The organism is Enterococcus sp. DIV1316a, from assembly GCF_050536915.1.
Taxonomy (GTDB): domain Bacteria; phylum Bacillota; class Bacilli; order Lactobacillales; family Enterococcaceae; genus Enterococcus; species Enterococcus faecalis.
On the sequence record NZ_CP172913.1, the window covers coordinates 1,498,533 to 1,516,866 of the forward strand.

General features: G+C 39.5%; 21 protein-coding genes. 5 read left to right on the forward strand and 16 right to left on the reverse strand.

Annotated features, from left to right (window positions below; translation table 11 throughout):
- Positions 1-100: 100 nt before the first annotated feature.
- The 3 genes from hpf to IGL56_RS07285 form a co-directional block, all read right to left on the reverse strand.
- Complete coding sequence (gene hpf / locus IGL56_RS07275; RefSeq protein WP_002357293.1) at positions 101-652, reverse strand: ribosome hibernation-promoting factor, HPF/YfiA family; 552 nt, start codon at positions 650-652, stop codon at positions 101-103.
- 138 nt (positions 653-790) lie between these two features.
- On the reverse strand, positions 791-1,477 hold the full coding sequence (locus tag IGL56_RS07280) for a ComF family protein (protein ID WP_002357291.1): 687 nt from the start codon (positions 1,475-1,477) through the stop codon (positions 791-793).
- On the reverse strand, positions 1,467-2,783 hold the full coding sequence (locus tag IGL56_RS07285) for a DEAD/DEAH box helicase (protein WP_002385868.1): 1,317 nt from the start codon (positions 2,781-2,783) through the stop codon (positions 1,467-1,469). Before IGL56_RS07285 ends, IGL56_RS07280 begins: the two co-directional genes overlap by 11 nt.
- A gap of 271 nt (positions 2,784-3,054) precedes the next feature.
- Between IGL56_RS07285 and IGL56_RS07290 the strand changes: the two genes are divergently transcribed.
- Positions 3,055-3,771, forward strand: coding sequence for an AAA family ATPase (locus IGL56_RS07290; RefSeq protein ID WP_002357289.1), 717 nt, complete (start codon positions 3,055-3,057; stop codon positions 3,769-3,771).
- Positions 3,772-4,095: 324 nt separating this feature from the next.
- On the opposite strand, the gene IGL56_RS07295 is transcribed toward IGL56_RS07290, so the two are convergent.
- Complete coding sequence (locus IGL56_RS07295) at positions 4,096-4,431, reverse strand: PTS sugar transporter subunit IIB (RefSeq protein ID WP_002364074.1); 336 nt, start codon at positions 4,429-4,431, stop codon at positions 4,096-4,098.
- 120 nt (positions 4,432-4,551) lie between these two features.
- The gene (locus IGL56_RS07300) at positions 4,552-4,839 is read right to left on the reverse strand and encodes a DUF7662 domain-containing protein (protein WP_002357286.1); all 288 of its coding nucleotides are present in this window, start codon (positions 4,837-4,839) and stop codon (positions 4,552-4,554) included.
- A 141-nt stretch (positions 4,840-4,980) separates the two neighbouring features.
- Here IGL56_RS07300 and IGL56_RS07305 point away from each other — a divergent pair, with 141 nt between their 5' ends.
- The 4 genes from IGL56_RS07305 to IGL56_RS07320 all read left to right on the forward strand — a co-directional run bounded on the left by IGL56_RS07305 (position 4,981) and on the right by IGL56_RS07320 (position 7,381).
- Positions 4,981-5,643, forward strand: a complete 663-nt coding sequence (locus tag IGL56_RS07305) for a YigZ family protein (protein WP_002357285.1) — start codon at positions 4,981-4,983, stop codon at positions 5,641-5,643.
- Positions 5,633-5,866 carry a DUF2829 domain-containing protein gene (locus IGL56_RS07310; protein WP_002357284.1) on the forward strand — a complete coding sequence of 78 codons (234 nt, stop codon included), beginning with the start codon at positions 5,633-5,635 and terminating at the stop codon, positions 5,864-5,866. Before IGL56_RS07305 ends, IGL56_RS07310 begins: the two co-directional genes overlap by 11 nt.
- A 62-nt stretch (positions 5,867-5,928) precedes the next feature.
- Positions 5,929-6,714, forward strand: a complete 786-nt coding sequence (locus tag IGL56_RS07315; RefSeq protein ID WP_002385867.1) for a 3-oxoacyl-ACP reductase — start codon at positions 5,929-5,931, stop codon at positions 6,712-6,714.
- Between the two features lie 145 nt (positions 6,715-6,859).
- On the forward strand, positions 6,860-7,381 hold the full coding sequence (locus IGL56_RS07320; RefSeq protein WP_002385866.1) for a QueT transporter family protein: 522 nt from the start codon (positions 6,860-6,862) through the stop codon (positions 7,379-7,381).
- Between the two features lie 39 nt (positions 7,382-7,420).
- Here the strand turns inward: IGL56_RS07320 and IGL56_RS07325 are convergent, their stop codons facing one another.
- The 11 genes from IGL56_RS07325 to purC form a co-directional block, all read right to left on the reverse strand.
- Entirely contained in the window at positions 7,421-8,155 is a 735-nt protein-coding gene (locus IGL56_RS07325) for a TIM44-like domain-containing protein (RefSeq protein ID WP_002357281.1), read from the reverse strand.
- A 20-nt stretch (positions 8,156-8,175) separates the two neighbouring features.
- A complete protein-coding gene (locus IGL56_RS07330; protein WP_002357280.1) occupies positions 8,176-8,505 on the reverse strand; it encodes a DUF1648 domain-containing protein in 330 nt (109 codons plus the stop codon).
- Between the two features lie 127 nt (positions 8,506-8,632).
- Positions 8,633-9,880 (reverse strand): phosphoribosylamine--glycine ligase, encoded by a 1,248-nt coding sequence (gene purD / locus IGL56_RS07335; RefSeq protein ID WP_002357279.1) that lies wholly within the window; start codon positions 9,878-9,880, stop codon positions 8,633-8,635.
- 18 nt (positions 9,881-9,898) lie between these two features.
- Positions 9,899-11,485: a bifunctional phosphoribosylaminoimidazolecarboxamide formyltransferase/IMP cyclohydrolase gene (gene purH / locus IGL56_RS07340; protein WP_375344972.1), complete on the reverse strand. Its 1,587-nt coding sequence runs from the start codon at positions 11,483-11,485 to the stop codon at positions 9,899-9,901.
- Entirely contained in the window at positions 11,437-12,009 is a 573-nt protein-coding gene (gene purN, locus IGL56_RS07345; RefSeq protein WP_002357276.1) for a phosphoribosylglycinamide formyltransferase, read from the reverse strand. The genes purH and purN overlap by 49 nt, the downstream gene beginning before the upstream one ends.
- Positions 12,006-13,037: a phosphoribosylformylglycinamidine cyclo-ligase gene (gene purM / locus IGL56_RS07350; protein WP_002357275.1), complete on the reverse strand. Its 1,032-nt coding sequence runs from the start codon at positions 13,035-13,037 to the stop codon at positions 12,006-12,008. The genes purN and purM overlap by 4 nt, the downstream gene beginning before the upstream one ends.
- A 1-nt stretch (position 13,038) precedes the next feature.
- Entirely contained in the window at positions 13,039-14,478 is a 1,440-nt protein-coding gene (gene purF / locus IGL56_RS07355; protein WP_002385863.1) for an amidophosphoribosyltransferase, read from the reverse strand.
- Positions 14,454-16,673, reverse strand: a complete 2,220-nt coding sequence (gene purL / locus IGL56_RS07360) for a phosphoribosylformylglycinamidine synthase subunit PurL (protein ID WP_002357273.1) — start codon at positions 16,671-16,673, stop codon at positions 14,454-14,456. Before purL ends, purF begins: the two co-directional genes overlap by 25 nt.
- Positions 16,670-17,344 (reverse strand): phosphoribosylformylglycinamidine synthase subunit PurQ, encoded by a 675-nt coding sequence (purQ, locus tag IGL56_RS07365; RefSeq protein ID WP_002357272.1) that lies wholly within the window; start codon positions 17,342-17,344, stop codon positions 16,670-16,672. The genes purL and purQ overlap by 4 nt, the downstream gene beginning before the upstream one ends.
- Entirely contained in the window at positions 17,345-17,596 is a 252-nt protein-coding gene (gene purS / locus IGL56_RS07370) for a phosphoribosylformylglycinamidine synthase subunit PurS (RefSeq protein WP_002357271.1), read from the reverse strand. It lies immediately after the preceding gene.
- A 13-nt stretch (positions 17,597-17,609) separates the two neighbouring features.
- A complete protein-coding gene (purC, locus tag IGL56_RS07375; RefSeq protein ID WP_002357270.1) occupies positions 17,610-18,323 on the reverse strand; it encodes a phosphoribosylaminoimidazolesuccinocarboxamide synthase in 714 nt (237 codons plus the stop codon).
- Positions 18,324-18,334: the final 11 nt, after the last annotated feature.

Genomic DNA, 18,334 nt, shown 5'->3' on the forward strand with positions numbered 1-18,334 from the left:
AAGTTATTTTATGTATTTCTTTATTTTTTCTTTACTCCGTGCTTTAAAGATGTTTAAAGAGCTGAAATGCACGAAGGCATTTCAGCTCTTATTTTAAGCTTTAGTCTGTTTCAATCAAGCCATATTTGCCATCTTTACGACGGTAAACAATGCTTGTTCCATTTGTTTCAGCATCTTCAAAAATGAAGAAGTTGTGTCCTAACATGTTCATTTGTAAAACAGCTTCTTCACTGTCCATCGGTTTTAATGATAGACGTTTTGTACGAACGATGTCTAATTCTGAAGGTGTTTCTTCTGTTTCTTCACCAACTAAGAAGACAGCGGCTTTTGTATTGTTACGTCCTGTTTCACGAGATTTTCTGTTGATTTTTGTTTTAAATTTACGAATTTGTCGTTCTAATTTATCGACAACCAAATCAATACTTGCGTATAAATCAGGTGACGTTTCTTCAGCTCGTAAAACTAGATAAGGAAGAGGAATAGTAACCTCGACTTTGGCTGTTTTTTCAGTGTACACTTTCAAATTCACGTGAACCGTTGCTTCAGGTGAATCGCTGAAATATCTTTCTAATTTACCGACTTTTTTCTCAACATAGTCTCGAATCGCTTCGGTTACCTCGATATTTTCTCCACGTACATTATATCTAAACATAACAATTACCCCTTTCATCTACCAGTAAAGAAAAGATTAAAGGACCACTCTTTAATTCCCTTCTTCTTAATTTCATTATATCGAATAATCTGGGTTTTGCCAACAAAATAGTCATCAAATTTATGAATTCTTTTCTTTTTACCGCGCGAGAGTAAACGTATTCAAACTTTTAGGATAACAGTCATTGATAACAGCAGCTGCGTGGAAAAGAGTTCGTCCAGTGGTATAGATGTCATCCACCAAAATAACAGAACAATTTTTTAATTTTTTTTGGTTTTCTTTTTGGATGGCAAATGGTTGTTGCAACCGCATCCTTTCCTTTCTAGTTTTCTTAGATTGCGGAACATTTTCCTCTTTTCTAATTAAAAAAGGGCTGTACGGAACATCAGCCGCTTCTAGTAAGCCAATTACTTGGTTGAAGCCTCGTTCTTGCATTCGTTTTTCGGATAAGGGCACCGGAATAATATAGTCCGCAGATTGTTGCCGAAAGTAAGAGTTGATTTCCTCATTAAAACACGTTCTTAAGCGATAGTCTCCTTGAAATTTATAGCGTTCCATCCACTCTTGCATTCCTTCATCATAATGGAACAACGCTGCATTATGAAAAGAATACTCGGGATAAAGCAGCTGCCACCTTTGACAATCAAAACAATAGCGCTCTTGGCTGACGCGACTACAGCCAAAACAAGTGCCTGTCATTGGCAGTTTCTGGAACTTTGCTTGGCAGTGCTGGCAAAGTGAAGGCCTCGCCCATTTTTTAAAACGTAAGAGCATTTTTAATGTTATCTCCAAACGAATGGGGCTTGCGCAATTTTTACAATCCATCTAACATCCCTCGTTTGCTAGCCAAGCGATTCATTTGCTTTATTTGCCGAATTGCCTCTTTCATGTCTCTTGTTTCCCCATCATGTAAAAATAAAACTTCGCCGTAATTGAATTCTTGTCTTCGATCGACTCGGCCCGCAATTTGGACAAGTGTTGAAGAAGTGAAGACTCGATGATTGGCACCATAAACAATAACTGAGACTGCATCAAAAGTCACACCACGTTCTAAAATGGTTGTAGTGATCAAAATATCCGTTTTCTGCTGACGCATTGCTTGAACTTTTTCTAGGCGAAGCTCATCACTACCATAAACGGCGACAACTTCTTTGTCGAAAAATCGCTCAGCTATTAATGCATGCAATTGGTGAATTAATGAAATGCTTGGGCAAAATAGTAAAACTGAATTACGCACCAATAAACGTTTCAAATGATGTGCAATGATTTTAATATTTTTGCTAGAAAGACGTTGCCACGACTGAACCCAAAATCGGCGTGGCACAGGTAATGGCCTACGATGATATCTTGCTGGCAAAATACTGGCTGCTAACTTCTTTTGCTGTAAAAGCTTCCGTAATTCTTTCGTAGGGGTTGCTGTTAAGTACACCAAACTACTTCTTTTTTTTCGTGCGTTACGCACTCCATAATAAAGATGCTCGTTATTAACAAAAGGAAAAGAGTCGACTTCATCAACGATAAGTAAATCAAACGCTTGATGGAATTTCAATAATTGATGGGTGGTGCAAATCACTAGTTTCGTATAACGATACGGTTCTTGACTGTTTCCATGAAGTAAAGCAATTGCTTCATGAGGAAAAACCGCTTGGATTCTGGGAAACAGTTCTAAGCAAACATCGACACGCGGCGAAGCCAGCGCAATCCGCCCCCCTTCTTGTAAGGTTTGGTGTAAAACAGCAAATAACATTTCTGTTTTGCCTGCACCTGTAACTGCCCACACTAAGCGATTCTCTCTTATTTTTGCTGTCTCACAAAGTTCAACCGAGATCGCTTGCTGTCCCTTTGTTAATTGTCCAGACCACTCAAAAAAGACAGTTCTTGGGCTATTGAGCCTTTCTGGTAAATGACAAAATTTTTGACAAGAAGTCACACGGCCTAATTGAATGCACGCATGACAGTAGTATACATTTGTCGCCAGTCTGTTTTCTTTTTTGGATACGACTTCCCCGCACCGCTGACATTGAATTGTTAGGGGTGAACGCTCTAACATTGTTGGTAAATAAACCAGTTTTGTCTGTAATGAACGTTCTGTTTCTTCAATAATTATTTTACGTCCATGCAAATCTTCCATGTTAACCACCTCATTTATAAAATACGCATTTCTCTAGCTTTTTTACGAAAAAGGAAATCTCCCACCGTTATCTTTCTATTCTTATCTAGTCGTTACCTACTAAACAAACTCTTGATACGCTTTATTGTTTACACGAATCTTCCACTTTCGACTTACCTATATGCAGATTTTTTATAACAAATTTATCTACCTTTAAAGAAAAATTAATGTTAAAGTATATCTAGTAATTCAAGCTTTAATTTGAAAAGACTAGAGAGGAGCAAGCTTTATCATGGAAAATATTTTTTTAAAAAGACTAGAACTCAAAGCTTTTGAAGAAGATTCTGTTTTTTCAAAAATTGAAGGGCTGAATAAATTTAATTCACTAAATTTTAAAAAACCTATTACTTTTTTTTCAGGTGAAAATGGAACTGGAAAATCCACTTTATTAGAAGCAATCGCAGTCAATTGGGGATTTAATCCTGAAGGCGGTAGTATTAATTTTAATTTCTCTACAAACGATACTCACTTGGATTTACATAATTATTTAACTGTTGGAAAAAGTGTAAAGCGTGCTAAGGATGGCTTCTTTTTAAGAGCTGAAAGTTTCTACAATGTTGCTACATATGCAGAAAATATAGACTTAGATTTTTCTGAATATGGCGATAAATCCCTACATCATCAATCACACGGCGAAAGTTTTTTGAATCTGGTGAACCATCGGTTTAGAGGAAATGGTCTGTACCTGTTAGATGAACCTGAAGCGGCTCTCTCACCTCAACGCCAACTAGCCTTAATGATATCTATAAAAAAACTAATTGATGAGGGGTCTCAGTTTATTATTGTCTCTCATTCACCTATATTACTTGCAATGCCTGACTCACAAATTATTTCTTTTGATAAAGATAGTCCTTTAGAAATCACGTATGAAGAAAGTATGCCTTATGAAATAACCTCATTATTTTTAAACAACAAAAACAGAATTCTCTCTCATTTATTTGCTGAATAAGTCTGTTATTCGAATTGCTTATGCCATACTATAATGACTCGTATATAAAAATATTGTTAATCATTCTTTGAATTACTACTTTTAGACTACGGAAAAAGGCGTTTATTATTCAGAAAATAGATTGTTAAGTATGTTTTTTTAGTATCTAGATTAAAGTAAAAAATTAAAGACAGTTGTCTTTCTCTAGCTCACAGGACTAATTTCGGCTCTATAATTTATGGAACTGATAAACCAGAATGACTGCCTCAGCTCAATTCCAATTAACTAAAATCATAAAAAAAGACAAGTTGCTTTTTCGAAGATTCTCGAAAAAACAACTTGTTTTTACTCTTTTTTATCTGCTTGTGCTAACAAATCCAAGGCTTGTTCCAACACTTTTTCCCCGTTCATTAAGCCGTAATCAGACATGCTAATGACATCTGTTGGGATACCTTTTGGTGATAGACGCTTTTCAAAATCACTCTTCATATAACGAACTTGTGGACCTAACAATAACACATCGACTGGATTATTTTCTAAATTTGTGTCTGCTTCCGATGCAGAAGCCGCAAATATATGGGCATCTAAGCCTTGATTAAATGCTGCTTTTTGCATTTTTGTAACAAGTAAACTAGTACTCATTCCTGCGGAGCAAACTAACATAATTGTTTTTTTTGACATTTTAACAGCCCCTTTTACCATTGCCTTTTTCAATTTTCAACATTATCTATTAAAAATATTATAGTGTAAAGTTAATTTTTGTCAATCATTCTTGTTTTTTAAAGCGGATACAATCTTGGTTTAAACGTACCATGCTGATTTCAGTAATTTATTAAATACCACATATTCTTTTTCCAAATTCACTTGAACTACTTGGTAACTCGCATTCAACCAACCATAAGCGCCCTTTTCTGGATGCTTATAATCGTTTGCCCACCAATCGACATCTGTCTTAGCAGTTTTTGGTAAACCAGAATGAGGGAATAACAATTCATCAAACTGGGTAAAGGTCAAGGTAACTTGGGAACCGCCATTCGTTTTCAAATAATGAGTAATTGTATCATATTTTTTCTGTCGTGTATGTACCATTTTCCAGCGCCTCCCTTTTCTCTATCATACCTTATTATAACGTTTTTTTCCAAAAATCTCACAAAAAAGATGAGAGAAAAAGTTGCTATTCAGTTGATTCTTTTTTATACTGACTTTATTACGAGAGAAAAGGATACCCATATGTTAGAAAGCTATATTACAGTCAAACAAGATGGTTTCAGCGAGATTGAAATCAAGAAATCGCGATTTATCTGTTCTGTAAAGCGCGTAACATCAGAAGAAGAAGCAAAAGCCTTTATCGCCGCAATAAAAAAAGAACATTGGAAAGCCAATCATAATTGTAGTGCTTTTGTGATCGGCGAAAAAAATGACATTCAGCGGAGCAGCGATGACGGCGAACCTAGTGGCACTGCTGGTGTTCCAATGCTGGAAGTCTTAAAGAAAAAAGAGTTAATCAACGTAGTGGCTGTTGTCACTCGTTATTTTGGCGGAATAAAATTAGGCACTGGTGGTTTAATCCGAGCATATAGTCATGCTCTTTCCCACACTTTAGATGAAATTGGTTTAGTCATTGGCAAATTGCAACAAGAGCTATTGATTACGATCGCCTATCCTTTATTAGGAAAAGCCCAGGCCTTTTTAGAACATAGTCCCTACACGCTTAAAGAAACTATTTACACAGAGTCTATTCAGTTAATTTGTTTAGTAGATGAACAAGCAACAGAAACATTTATAGCTGAAATGACGGATTTACTTAACGGTCAGTTGACAATTGAAAAAGGCGCAACGAGCTATCACGAACTACCATTTAACGAAAAAGGAGCACAAGCAAATGACATTTGAAGAAGTATTGCCACAGATTAAAGCAGGAAAAAAAGCCGTACGTAAAGGCTGGAGCGGTTTTGAACTTTTTATTGAATTACGTGATGAAATTGGCACCTCCGAAGGTGAATTTTTACAAGTTACCCCGTATTTTTTAATCAAAACTTCTGATGAAGGCTACAGCATGTTTTCACCAACACCTTGTGATGTCTTAGCAGAAGATTGGGTGATTGTTGAAGCATAACTACACACATAAGGTCTGGCAGATTACGGCGATTGCTCGTTCTTCCAGACCTTAATTTTTAAATGTTTAAAGGAGTTTTTCTTATGCCAAAAGAATTTGAAACAAAACGGGTGCTTGTAACCGGTGCAGCTTCAGGGATTGGCCAAGCACAAGCAATTGCCTTTGCTGAGCAAGGTGCTGAAGTTATTGGCATCGACCTAGACGAAACGGGGTTAAAGCAGACAGCCGCACTGGTTAACCTAGATTCTACTAAGCCATTTACTTATTTTGTCGGTGATGTGTCTTCTCCCTCATTTGTGCAAGCCACGATGAAACAAATTGTGAAAGACAACGGCCAAATTGATATTTTATTAAATACGGCAGGTATTTTAGATGATTATCGTCCTTCTCTAGAAACTTCGGAAGCTTTATGGGATCAAATTTTAGCAACCAATTTAAAAAGTGTCTTTTTAGTGACCAATGCCATATTACCTTATTTCCTCCAACAAAAAAAAGGAGTAATCGTTAATATGGCATCTATCGCTGGCTTAGTAGCTGGGGGCGGCGGCGCAGCGTACACTGCCTCCAAACACGCAATCATCGGGTATACAAAACAACTTTCCTACGATTATGCCAAATTAGGCATTCGAGCAAATGCGATTGCGCCAGGTGCCATCCAAACACCCATGAACGCAGCTGATTTTGCAGGAGAAGGTGAAATGGCTACTTGGGTAGCAAGTGAAACACCTGCGGGCCGTTGGGCACAGCCACAAGAGGTGGCAAAACTTTCATTATTTCTAGCTAGTGATGACGCTGATTATATCCATGGCACAGTTATGACCATTGATGGTGGTTGGACCATGAAATAAAAAGACTTTACAGAGTGTCTGTTCTTCAGTAACATGTAACACAGTGAGGCAACTCACACCATAACACTTCAGTTGGCTTTGCTGCCCTTCCTTTGGTTATGGTTATCACTAAAACACGTCGTTGTTTTATAAAGGAGAATCTTAAATGAATCATTCATCAAATCCACAAACCAGTACGTGGTCAGCTACGGCGTTGGCTAAAATGGCGCTGGTTACCGCTTTGTATGTCGTTGTCACTGTACTTCTCGCTCCGCTTAGTTTTGGTCCGATACAGCTTCGTCTTGCCGAATTATTTAATTATTTAGGCGTTTTTAACAAGCGATATATCTGGTCCATTACGTTAGGGGTTGCGATTGCCAACACCGCTTCGCCTCTTGGTATCATCGATATAGTCATCGGTAGCGCTGGAACGTGCGCAGTCTTATGGATTGCCTATTTTGCGACAAAAAATCAGCAAAATTTATTGATTAAACTAATGCTGACGGCCATTCTTTTTGCTTTGTCCATGTTCACTGTCGCCGGACCCTTAACGTTCTTTTATCAGTTACCTTTTTGGTACACATGGTTGACCGTTGGACTTGGTGAACTTCTTTCAATGACAGTCGGCGGCATCCTGATTTACGTATTAAATAAAAAAATACAGCTTGTAAAACGCATCGAAGAATAAAAAAGCGCTTGGGATTTAAACCCCAAGCGCTTTTTAGCACTATCCTTTAGGTTGAATGAAGTCTCCTTGCCATTTTCCAAGAGATGGATTGTAATCAAAATACCAAAGTTGTGAAAAATATTGTTTTTGATGCTTGTATCCCGATAAAACACGACCGCTTTGAGTATCTTCCTCGTAGTCAATACAAGAAAAATGAAGCATCAGTGAAAAACTGGTTTCACTAATATGATGATAATTCGAAGCTGGCGCTACTTTCACTTTTTTTACATGATTTCTGATGCCCGCTTGTTGATTTTCTTGTAATACTGCAAGATGTTTTTGATAAAGTTTTTCTGTATAGTTATCTTTGACTACAGACAAATTTTCTTGATCCCACGCTTGTTGTATTTCTAAAAACGTTTGTTGTATTTCTTTTAAGAGTGCCTTTTTTTCTTTTGATGTTCCAGGTAATGCTGCCCACATTTCTTGAAAAGCGTCTTCATCGACTGGTTGATTTCTACGGCGTCTTTGCCAAATCATCGCGCCCCCAAAAAGAACAAAAAACACTGTTGAAATTAAGCCTTCCAGTGGCGTTGTGTTGCTGTTCCCGGTCTCGTTATGATGAACATAACTTCTTGATCCATCACCGCTTGGCGAAAAACCATTCGAGGGATTACCTCCGCTTGGACTTTCTACACGTCCGCCGCCATAGCCACCAGCTACAGCCGCCGCTTGATTAGGCCATAAACAAAAGGCCATGGCACAACCCACAAAAACTAAAATTAACTTTCTCATTTTCTCACCTTTCGACCCCTTCAAACCAACAAATGAATAAATAGACGCAGAATACTAAACAAAGCGCCAAGATTAACAATGATTAATAATACCTTCAGCCATCTGCCATATGGTTGTACTGATTGATAACTTCGTTGATAAATACTCAAGCCAAACAGGACCGCTGGCCACATAAATATACTAGATCTTGGGCCAAACGAATTACCCTCGCCCAAAAAATTCACATGAATGGGCACATGAGCTGGTAAATCAGGATAAACCACCACACTTAATAACAGTAAACTGACTGCCAAGACACTTGTAACAATAAACAACCGTTGACTAACTTTTTCAATCTGCTTGTTTCTCATTATCTTAGTTTTCTCCTCTATTTAATGATAGATATACTTTCAGTTTATGCCTCCCTATCTGAATTTGCAATAAAAAAAAGACAAGGAAACATTCGATTAAATGTCCTTGCCTCTGTTTTTAAAAACCTTAAATCAAGCCTTTCACACCTATATCTTTTCGATAGTACATTCCAGGAAATGAGTAATTATCCAATGTTTGATAAACTTTTTTGCGGGCTTCTTCAAGAGTCGAAGCAGTTGCTTCTGCTAAAAAGATTCGTCCGCCAGCCGAAACCAGAGCCTGTTCTGAACGAGTTACCCCTGCATAATAGATGGTTTCACCAGACATTTCTGGCAATGGTAGATTTGTCTTGTATTGATTAGGATAGCCTTCTGCTGCTACAACAACACCAACACTCGCTAACTCATTCCATGCAATCGTTGGTTGCTCTTTCACCAGCAATGAAGAAATTATTTCTGAAAGGGGACTCTCTAAACGTGCCAACACAACTTGTGTTTCTGGATCCCCAAATCGAGCATTAAATTCAATAACCTTGGGGCCAGTTGCTGTTTGGATTAAACCAGCATATAAAATCCCTTGAAACGGACGTTTTTCAGCCACCATTCCTTTAGCAGTCGGTTTCAGGACTTGGCTAATGGCTTGCTGAACCGCTTCTTCTGGGATCTGAGGCACTGGTGTGTAAGCACCCATCCCCCCTGTATTCGGACCAGCATCCCCATCGAAAATCCGCTTATGATCTTGAGCAATCACCATCGGATATACCTTCTCATTAGAAACAAAAGCCATTAAGGAAAATTCTTCTCCTTGCAAAAATTCTTCGATTACAACCGTTTGACCGCTTACTCCAAATTGTTGATCCTCCATCATCGCAACTAGCGCCCGTTTTGCGGCTGTTTTTGTTTCGGCAACTACTACTCCTTTTCCAGCTGCCAAACCATCCGCCTTAATAACAATTGGTACTCCTTGCTGTTCAATATATTCTAAGGCAGGTGCCAAACGTCGAAAGACCCGATATTCCGCCGTTGGAATCTGGTATTTTTGCATAAAATCTTTCGCAAAACTTTTTGAACCTTCAATTATTGCAGCTGCTTTTGTCGGGCCAAAAATCAGTAATCCCGCTGCTTGAAAGGCATCTACAATCCCTTCAATTAATGGCGTTTCTGGTCCGACGAATGTCCAATCAATCTGATTATCCTTCGCAAATTGAATTAGTTCCGTTTGCTGCTCTTCACTGATAGGTACGGTCCGAATATTATCACCACTCATACCAGGATTACCTGGTGCACAATAAACAGTCTTGACTTTGTCTTCTCGCTGTAATTTTTTGGCGATTGCATGTTCACGACCACCACGCCCAATCACTAATATATTCATCGGTTTCTCCTTTAAAAATTAATGTTTGAAATGACGAGTCCCAGTAAAAATCATCGCAATACCATAATGATTAGCTAGATCAATTGATGCTTGGTCTTTAATGCTCCCGCCTGGCTGAATAATTGCTTGAATGCCATGTTGTGCAGCATATTCCACGCTATCTGCCATGGGGAAAAAGGCATCACTTGCTAAGACGGCCCCTTGTAATTTTCCAGCTGCTTGGGCTTGATCAACTGCAATTTTTACTGAACCAATTCGATTCATTTGACCAGCGCCAATCCCCACCGTTTGGCTTTCATTGGCTAAAACAATAGCGTTTGATTTTACATGCTTGACTGCTTTCCAAGCAAAGTTCAATGCGTCTCTTTCAGCTGGTGTGGGTTGGCGCTCTGTAACAACTTGCCATGCTTGGTCATTTTCAACAACTGTATCCTGTTCTTGAATTAATAACCCGCCCATAACAGAAACTAATTCCACCGCTTTTTTTTCTTGAGCATGAAAATCTAACGTTAACAAACGAAGATTCTTTTTCTGAGATAACAGTGCCAAAGCTTCTTCCTCAAAACTAGGCGCAATAATTATCTCTAAAAAGATTTGATGCATTTCAGCCGCAGTCGCTTGGTCCACTGGACGATTCAAAACAACAATGCCACCAAAAATTGAAACTGGATCTGCTTCAAATGCCTGACGATAGGCTGCCAAAATCGTTTTTCCTGTTCCAATTCCACATGGGTTCATATGTTTAACAGCGACGACCGTAGGTTCTGTAAACTCGCTAGCAATCCGGAGTGCTGCATCAGCATCTCGAATATTGTTATATGACAGTTCTTTGCCATGAAGTTGTCGAGCGGAAGCAACGGATAATGATACAGGTACAACGGATTGATAAAAGGTGGCCTGTTGATGGCTATTTTCGCCATAGCGCAATGTTTGCTTACGTTCATAAGTAAGCGCCTGTTTCTCTGGTTCAGATTCACCCACTTGCGTCGTTAAATAGTCAGCGATAAGCGCGTCATAAGCAGCGGTATGACGAAAGACTTTTGCTGCTAATCTTTTTCTAGTGGCTAACTGGCTAGTTCCAGTGCTGCTAATTTCACTTAATACCTGTTCATAATCACTAGGATCAACCACTGCTGTTACGTCTTGATAATTTTTTGCCGCTGAACGTAACATGCTAGGACCGCCAATATCAATCATTTCAATCGCTTCTGCTTCAGAGATCGCTGGTTTTAAAATTGTTTCTTTAAATGGATAAAGATTCACTACTACAAGGTCAATAAATTGAATGCCTTGTTCAGTCAGTGCTTTTTGATGCGCTTGGTTTCCCCTTTTTGCCAAAAGTCCGCCATGGATATTCGGATGTAACGTTTTGACACGACCATCTAACATTTCTGGAAAGCCAGTGATGTCGTCAATAGCAAGTGTCGGTACCCCCGCTTCTTCTAAGACACCCCTTGTACCCCCAGTGGAGATAATTTCAAAGCCATTTGCAACTAAGCCTGCTGCAAATGTTGTCACTCCTGTTTTGTCTGAAACGCTAATCAATGCTCTTTTGGTCATTTCATTGTCTCCTTTACAATTTGTGAAATTATTTTTGGGTACCATTCGTGCTCAAGAGCATGAATTTTCTCTGCTAATGTGTCCAATGTATCTTCAGTATCAATCTTGGTGGTTGTTTGGAAAATAATCGGTCCTGTATCAACCCCAGAGTCAACATAATGGATAGTGATTCCTGTTATTTTCACTCCATAATGAAATGCCTCTTCAATTCCGTGAAGACCTGGAAAACTAGGTAACAGAGAAGGATGAATATTGACGATTCTCTTTGGATAAGCCTCCAGTAAAGTCTTGCCGATAATTCTCAAATAACCAGCTAACACGATTAAATCGATCTGATGCTCTTTTAAATGTTTCAATACTTGTTCTTCATACTGCCCACGAGATGGAAAATCAGATGGTGAAAAGCAAACAACGGGAATCTTGCGTTTTTTGGCACGGGTCAATACATAGGCTTCAGGCTGGTCACAAAAGACTAAGCTCAACTGCCCTGCGATTTTTTTCTGGGAAAAAGCTGCAGCAATCGCCTCAAAATTGCTACCATTGCCAGATGCAAAAACAGCTATCTTCATAAGGCTTCCTTAAAAATAACGGCTTTCGTTTTCCTAGGTACCAAACGACCAATTTCAAAAGCTTCTGGCAAAAGCTCCTGAACTTTTTCAACATGCTCTGGACTCACCGCTAAAATCATCCCTAAGCCCATATTGAAAATTTCATACATTTCTTCAGGTGGAATTTCACCGTATTTTTGAATCAATTTAAAAATTGGTAGCACTGGCCAACTATTTAATTGAATCTCTGCAGCTAATGAGGAAGAAAACATTCTTGGTAGATTTTCTAAAAACCCGCCGCCAGTAATATGCGCAGCCCCATGCACGAGTCCTGCTTTTAACAATGGCAATAATTCCTTCACATAAATTTTTGTTGGTGTTAATAATTCTTCCCCTAACGTTTTGGGTGCCAATTCTGGAAGCTTGTCCGTTGTTTTAAACGAATGTTTCTTAAAAAAAACATTTCTTACTAAAGAGTAACCATTAGAATGAAGACCACTTGAAGGAAGACCAATCAAGAAATCGCCTTCTTTTACGTTACTTGGAGTCAAGAGTTGACTTTTCTCAGCAATACCCACGGCAAAACCAGCCACGTCATAAGCATCTGCTTCATACATATCAGGCATTTCAGCTGTTTCGCCCCCAATTAAGGCTGCATTCGCCTCACAACAGCCAGTCGCAACACCCGCAACAATTGCTTCAACTTTAGCTGGATTAACGGTCCCTAACGCTAAATAATCTAAAAAATATAACGGTTCGGCGCCTTGTGCGACGACATCATTGACACACATTGCTACACAATCAATTCCGATTGTCTCGTGTTTCTGTTCTTCAATTGCCAAGAGTAACTTTGTGCCTACGCCATCCGTTCCTGATACCAAAACTGGTTCTTTAAGCTTGTAACTACTTAAATCAAAACAACCACCAAAACCACCAAGCATGCCCAACGTTCCCGTCCGTTGTGTCTTTTGGCTATGCTTTTGAATTCGTTCCACTACTTCGTATCCTGCCTCAACATTTACGCCAGCTTTTGAATAGGCATTTTCCATGTCAATTCCTCCTAGTTTCTTTTTTCAAGGATGCTTGATATTGTTCTTCATAATCATACAAAGGCGTTGGATAGTCTCCATTAAAGTAAGCCATACACAGCCCAGAATAAGGAGCATCATAATTTAATTGAATCCCATCAATCAGCCCTGCTTCACTCAAAAAAGCCAGCGAATCTGCGCCAATCTGCTCTTTGATCTCTTCAATTGAATAGTTTGCCGCAATTAGTTCGTCCCTCGTCTGTATATCAATGCCATAAAAACACGGATATTTTAATGGCGGTGAAGCAATTCTGACATGAACTTCTTGCGCTTCTGCTTCTTTTAATAAATGGATAATGCGCCGAATAGTGGTTCCGCGAACAATCGAATCATCTACTAAAACGACTTTTTTTCCTTTGACCACGCCACGAACTGCCGATAGTTTCATACGGACACCTTGTTCTCTTAATTCTTGTGTCGGCTGGATGAATGTTCGAGCGACATATTGATTTTTTACTAAACCTAGTTCGTAAGGTATCTGTGCTTCTTCTGCATAGCCGCTAGCTGCAGACAATGACGAGTTCGGTACCCCAACTACCATATCAGCTGCGACTGGACTTTCGATCGCCAAGTTCTTCCCCATTCTTTTACGAGCTGTATGCACATTAACTCCAGCAATATTTGAATCTGGTCGTGCAAAATAAATATATTCCATTGCACAAATTGCCGGTTGGACTTCCGTAGTGAAAACCTCTATTTTCAAGCCTTCATCAGAAATGATGACTACTTCACCAGGCGCCACATCTTGAATAAAGCGAGCCCCAACTGTTTCTAATGCACACGTTTCGGATGCCACAACGTACGCCCCATTGTTCATTTGTCCGATGGAGAGAGGGCGAAAGCCGTTGGGATCCAGTGCAGCAATCATCATCGTTTCTGTTAATAAAAGATAAGCAAAGCCCCCCTTAACCAAATTCAAGCTCTCTTTTAGTTTATCGAGAAACGAGACAGCAGTGCTTTTTCGAATCAAGTGCATTAAAATTTCAGTGTCTGAATTGGAATGAAAAATAGCTCCTTCTCTTTCTAGTTGTTTTCGTAAACGCTTGGCATTTGTCAAATTGCCATTGTGTGCTAACCCAATTTGACTATCATAAAATTTAAATAAAAATGGCTGAATATTATCCACGCTACCCGTACCAGCGGTTGCATAGCGTACATGACCAATAGCCGCCGTTCCTTCTAACGCATTCAGTTGTTCTTGCTTTTGGAATACTTCTGCTAATAAACCTAAATCACGGTGGCCATCTAATTTCCCAGAATTGTTCGCCACAATTCCCGCGCCTTCTTGGCCTCGATGCTGTAAGCTGTGTAAACCAAAATAGGTCACTTGTGCCGCATCAGGATGACCCCAAATACCAAAAATACCACACTCTTCATTTAAGCTTTTTGCTTCATAAGACATGGAATCGCATCCTCCCATAAGGCTTTGGCTTCTTTTGTTGAACAATTGATCACATCATCTAACGCATGAATGATCAAACCAGTTTCAGTCACTTTCCCAATATGTTGAGCTTTTCTTCCGATAAGTGTTTCAAATGCTTCTTGATGCTGGGGACTAACTGAAAGAATAAAACGGGATTGCGTCTCCGCAAATAGATATTCTTTTGCTAATGGCAGTGTCACCTGTAACCCCAGTTCGTTAGCAAAAGCCGACTCGGCTAAAGCAACGGCAACGCCGCCTTCAGCGCAATCATGCGCGCTAGCAACTAGGCCTGCTTGAATTGCTTTTAAAACTAATTCTTGGTTTGCTTTTTCCTCTTTTAAATCAAATGAGCGTAATTGCCCTTCAATTCGACCCAGTTGCATTTTTTGAATTTCTGAGCCGTTAAAATCTGCGTGGGTTTCACCGATGAGATAAATTAAGTCATCCACTTGTTTAAACGCTTGTGTGGTAATTTGTGAAACATCTTCAATCACGCCCACCATGCCGATCATTGGCGTTGGATAAATGGCTTGACCATCTGTTTCATTGTAAAGAGAGACGTTCCCTGAAATCACGGGTGTTCCTAGCTGACGGCAGGCTGCGGCGATTCCATCCGCTGACGTCCATAATTCCCAAAAACTTTCTGGTTTATCAGGGGAACCATAATTCAAACAATCAGTGATAGCCAAAGGTTGTGCTCCACTTGCTACAATATTACGGGCTGCTTCTGCAACCGCAATTTGCCCACCTATTTCAGGATTTAAATACAAATAACGGCTATTACAATCTGTCGTCATCGCTAAGGCTTTATTGGTGCCCCGCACTCTTAAAACAGCTGCATCACTTCCTGGTTGCACCACTGTATTCGTTTGTACTTGACTATCATAGGTTTCGTAAACTGATTTTTTCGATGCAATCGTTGGCTGTTGCAATAGGCGTTTTAATAATTCCGTACTATTCGTAATTTCTGGAATGAAGGGCGCTAATTTTTTAAAAGCACGCATCCGCTCTGGTTCTTGATAGGCTTTCTGGTAGACAGGGGCTTCTTCTGCCAAAGCATCTACTGGTACATCTGCGACTATTTTGCCACCGTGAAAGACACGATACTGTCCATCATCTGTTACGGAGCCAATCGCTACCGCTTCTAAGTCATACGTTTGAAACAATTCACAAACTTGCTGTTCTGCTCCTTTTTCCACACAGATTAACATCCGTTCTTGGGACTCAGACAAGAGCATTTCATAGGGGCTCATCTGCGTCTCTCTCTGCGGAACTTTATCTAGCTCTAGAATCAAGCCTGAACCTGCTTTTGATGCCATTTCAGCACTTGAAGAAACCAAGCCAGCCGCCCCCATATCTTGGATGCCGATTAAAATATCTTGATGATTTTTGATTAAATCAAGACAAGCTTCCAATAATAATTTTTCCATAAACGGATCACCTACTTGTACCGCAGATCGTTGCTGTTCTTCACCTTCACTAAATTCTTCTGAAGCAAAGGTCGCACCATGAATTCCATCTCGTCCTGTTTTCGCACCTACGTAAAGAATGCTATTTCCGACGCCTTTTGCTTGGCCTTTTTGAATCTCATCATGACGAATCAATCCCACACACATAGCATTAACAAGTGGGTTTCCTTGATAACATGGCTCAAAAGCAATTTCGCCGCCAACGGTTGGAATACCAATACAATTTCCATAACCGCTAATCCCCGCCACAACTTCTTGAAACAAATAACGTGTTCGTGCATCCGTCAGTTCGCCAAATCTTAACGAATCCAGTAAAGCAATCGGCCGCGCCCCCATACTGAAAATATCGCGAATAATTCCACCAACGCCTGTAGCTGCTCCTTCGTAAGGTTCTACTGCAGAAGGATGATTATGGCTCTCTGCTTTAAAAACAACAGCTAATCCGTCACCAATATCGACAATCCCAGCTCCTTCACCAGGGCCTTGAAGCACTTGTGGCCCTTCCGTCGGAAACTTTTTTAAAACGGGCTTGGAATTTTTGTAAGAGCAATGTTCACTCCACATCACGGAGAATAAGCCAGTTTCTGTATAATTAGGTTCTCTTTGCAAAATGGTCTCAATCTGATGATATTCTTCATCTGTTAGTCCCCATTCTGCATACAACCGTGTCTCCTTGATTTCTTTTGGTGTTGGTTCATTCATCATTGGCTTAATTCCTTTCCAAAGTTTTTAATGATTGAAGCAAAAAAGCTGCGTCCATCTGTTGAACCTAACAATTCTTCCATCGCTCGTTCCGGATGAGGCATCATTCCTAGAACATTGCCCTGTTCATTACAAATACCAGCAATATTCGCAAGACTCCCGTTCACCTTTTCTTGATACGTAAAAACAATTTGGTTCTTTTCTTTCAGCTCTTGCAACGTTTTTTCATCACAATAGTAATTCCCTTCGCCATGTGCTACTGGTAAATGTATCGAAACATTTTCAGGATACTCGCTTGTAAACTTTGTGTGCGTATTCACTTTCAATGGGACACTTTTACAAATAAAACGAAGCGAATCATTTCTTAGCAACGTGCCAGGAAGTAAGCCAATTTCTGTTAAAATTTGAAAGCCATTACAAGTGCCAAAAACCATTTTGCCTTCTGTAGCAAAGCGAATCACCTCATTGATAATTGGCGAAAACCGAGCAATTGCACCACAACGTAAGTAATCGCCATAAGAAAAACCACCAGGCAATAACACGCCATCAAATTTTGCTAAAGAAGTGGCATCGTGTCGGACAAATTCTGCATCGACGCCCATCACCTCTTTGACAGCCCACAATAAGTCTGCATCACAATTGGATCCTGGAAAAACAATCACTGCCAATTTCATTTAAATTTCCTCCAAAGATAAAATTTCAAAACGATAGGATTCCATATTTACATTGGCTAATAGTTGATCACAAATTTGTTCAATTTTCTCTTCAATTGCTTCTGTCTGCTGGACGTGCATTTCAAAATACTTACCGACACGGATTTCGGCTACTTCTGTAAAACCAAGCCGATGGACTGCTTCCTTAACCGCTTCACCTTGGGGATCCAAAATTGATTCTTTATACGTAACATAGACTTTGACAAAATACATACGCGCTTCCTCCTCAATTAGCTGTTAGTAAACGTTGTAAAACTTCTTCATATACAGGAACTATTTCTCCTAATTCACGGCGATAAACATCTTTATCCAGATGTTCGTTTGTGTTTAAATCCCATAAACGACAGGTGTCTGGAGAAATTTCATCTGCCAGTAACAATTGATTGGCCTTCGTCCGACCAATCTCGATTTTAAAATCGATCAAACAAATATTGAGGCGTTGAAAGAGTTGACTAAGCGCCTGATTAATTTGTAAAGCCAATGCTTTGATCTCCACAATTTCAGCAGGAGTGGCTACTTTTAGAAATTGAATATGGTCTTCGTTAATAAAAGGATCATCCAGACGATCTTCTTTGTAATAAAATTCAATAATGGGCGTCACTAATTTAGTGCCCTCTTCAATCGCTAAACGTTTTGAAAAACTTCCTGCCGCATAATTACGTACGACAACTTCCAAAGGAATCATTTCTACGGCCTGAATTAATTGTTCGTGTTCAGATACTTTTTTGATAAAATGATTGGGAATCTTCTGTTGCTGTAAATGTTCAAAAATTAGACTAGTGATTTGATTATTTAAAGCGCCTTTCCCAAGAACTTTGTCTTTTTTTTGACCGTTTAAAGCTGTTGCTTGATCAAGATATTCCACAAAAAGAACCGCTGCATTTTCTGTTTGATACAACTTCTTCGCTTTTCCTGTATACACAAGTGCTTTCTTTTCCATTCTTTCCCTCT

Coding starts and splice junctions, on each gene's coding strand:
- hpf (WP_002357293.1), bottom strand. CDS start 652: ATGTTTAGATATAATGTACGTGGAGAAAATATCGAGGTAACCGAAGCG.
- IGL56_RS07280 (WP_002357291.1), bottom strand. CDS start 1,477: ATGGATTGTAAAAATTGCGCAAGCCCCATTCGTTTGGAGATAACATTA.
- IGL56_RS07285 (WP_002385868.1), bottom strand. CDS start 2,783: ATGGAAGATTTGCATGGACGTAAAATAATTATTGAAGAAACAGAACGT.
- IGL56_RS07290 (WP_002357289.1), top strand. CDS start 3,055: ATGGAAAATATTTTTTTAAAAAGACTAGAACTCAAAGCTTTTGAAGAA.
- IGL56_RS07295 (WP_002364074.1), bottom strand. CDS start 4,431: ATGTCAAAAAAAACAATTATGTTAGTTTGCTCCGCAGGAATGAGTACT.
- IGL56_RS07300 (WP_002357286.1), bottom strand. CDS start 4,839: ATGGTACATACACGACAGAAAAAATATGATACAATTACTCATTATTTG.
- IGL56_RS07305 (WP_002357285.1), top strand. CDS start 4,981: ATGTTAGAAAGCTATATTACAGTCAAACAAGATGGTTTCAGCGAGATT.
- IGL56_RS07310 (WP_002357284.1), top strand. CDS start 5,633: ATGACATTTGAAGAAGTATTGCCACAGATTAAAGCAGGAAAAAAAGCC.
- IGL56_RS07315 (WP_002385867.1), top strand. CDS start 5,929: ATGTTTAAAGGAGTTTTTCTTATGCCAAAAGAATTTGAAACAAAACGG.
- IGL56_RS07320 (WP_002385866.1), top strand. CDS start 6,860: ATGAATCATTCATCAAATCCACAAACCAGTACGTGGTCAGCTACGGCG.
- IGL56_RS07325 (WP_002357281.1), bottom strand. CDS start 8,155: ATGAGAAAGTTAATTTTAGTTTTTGTGGGTTGTGCCATGGCCTTTTGT.
- IGL56_RS07330 (WP_002357280.1), bottom strand. CDS start 8,505: ATGAGAAACAAGCAGATTGAAAAAGTTAGTCAACGGTTGTTTATTGTT.
- purD (WP_002357279.1), bottom strand. CDS start 9,880: ATGAATATATTAGTGATTGGGCGTGGTGGTCGTGAACATGCAATCGCC.
- purH (WP_375344972.1), bottom strand. CDS start 11,485: ATGGTACCCAAAAATAATTTCACAAATTGTAAAGGAGACAATGAAATG.
- purN (WP_002357276.1), bottom strand. CDS start 12,009: ATGAAGATAGCTGTTTTTGCATCTGGCAATGGTAGCAATTTTGAGGCG.
- purM (WP_002357275.1), bottom strand. CDS start 13,037: ATGGAAAATGCCTATTCAAAAGCTGGCGTAAATGTTGAGGCAGGATAC.
- purF (WP_002385863.1), bottom strand. CDS start 14,478: ATGTCTTATGAAGCAAAAAGCTTAAATGAAGAGTGTGGTATTTTTGGT.
- purL (WP_002357273.1), bottom strand. CDS start 16,673: ATGATGAATGAACCAACACCAAAAGAAATCAAGGAGACACGGTTGTAT.
- purQ (WP_002357272.1), bottom strand. CDS start 17,344: ATGAAATTGGCAGTGATTGTTTTTCCAGGATCCAATTGTGATGCAGAC.
- purS (WP_002357271.1), bottom strand. CDS start 17,596: ATGTATTTTGTCAAAGTCTATGTTACGTATAAAGAATCAATTTTGGAT.
- purC (WP_002357270.1), bottom strand. CDS start 18,323: ATGGAAAAGAAAGCACTTGTGTATACAGGAAAAGCGAAGAAGTTGTAT.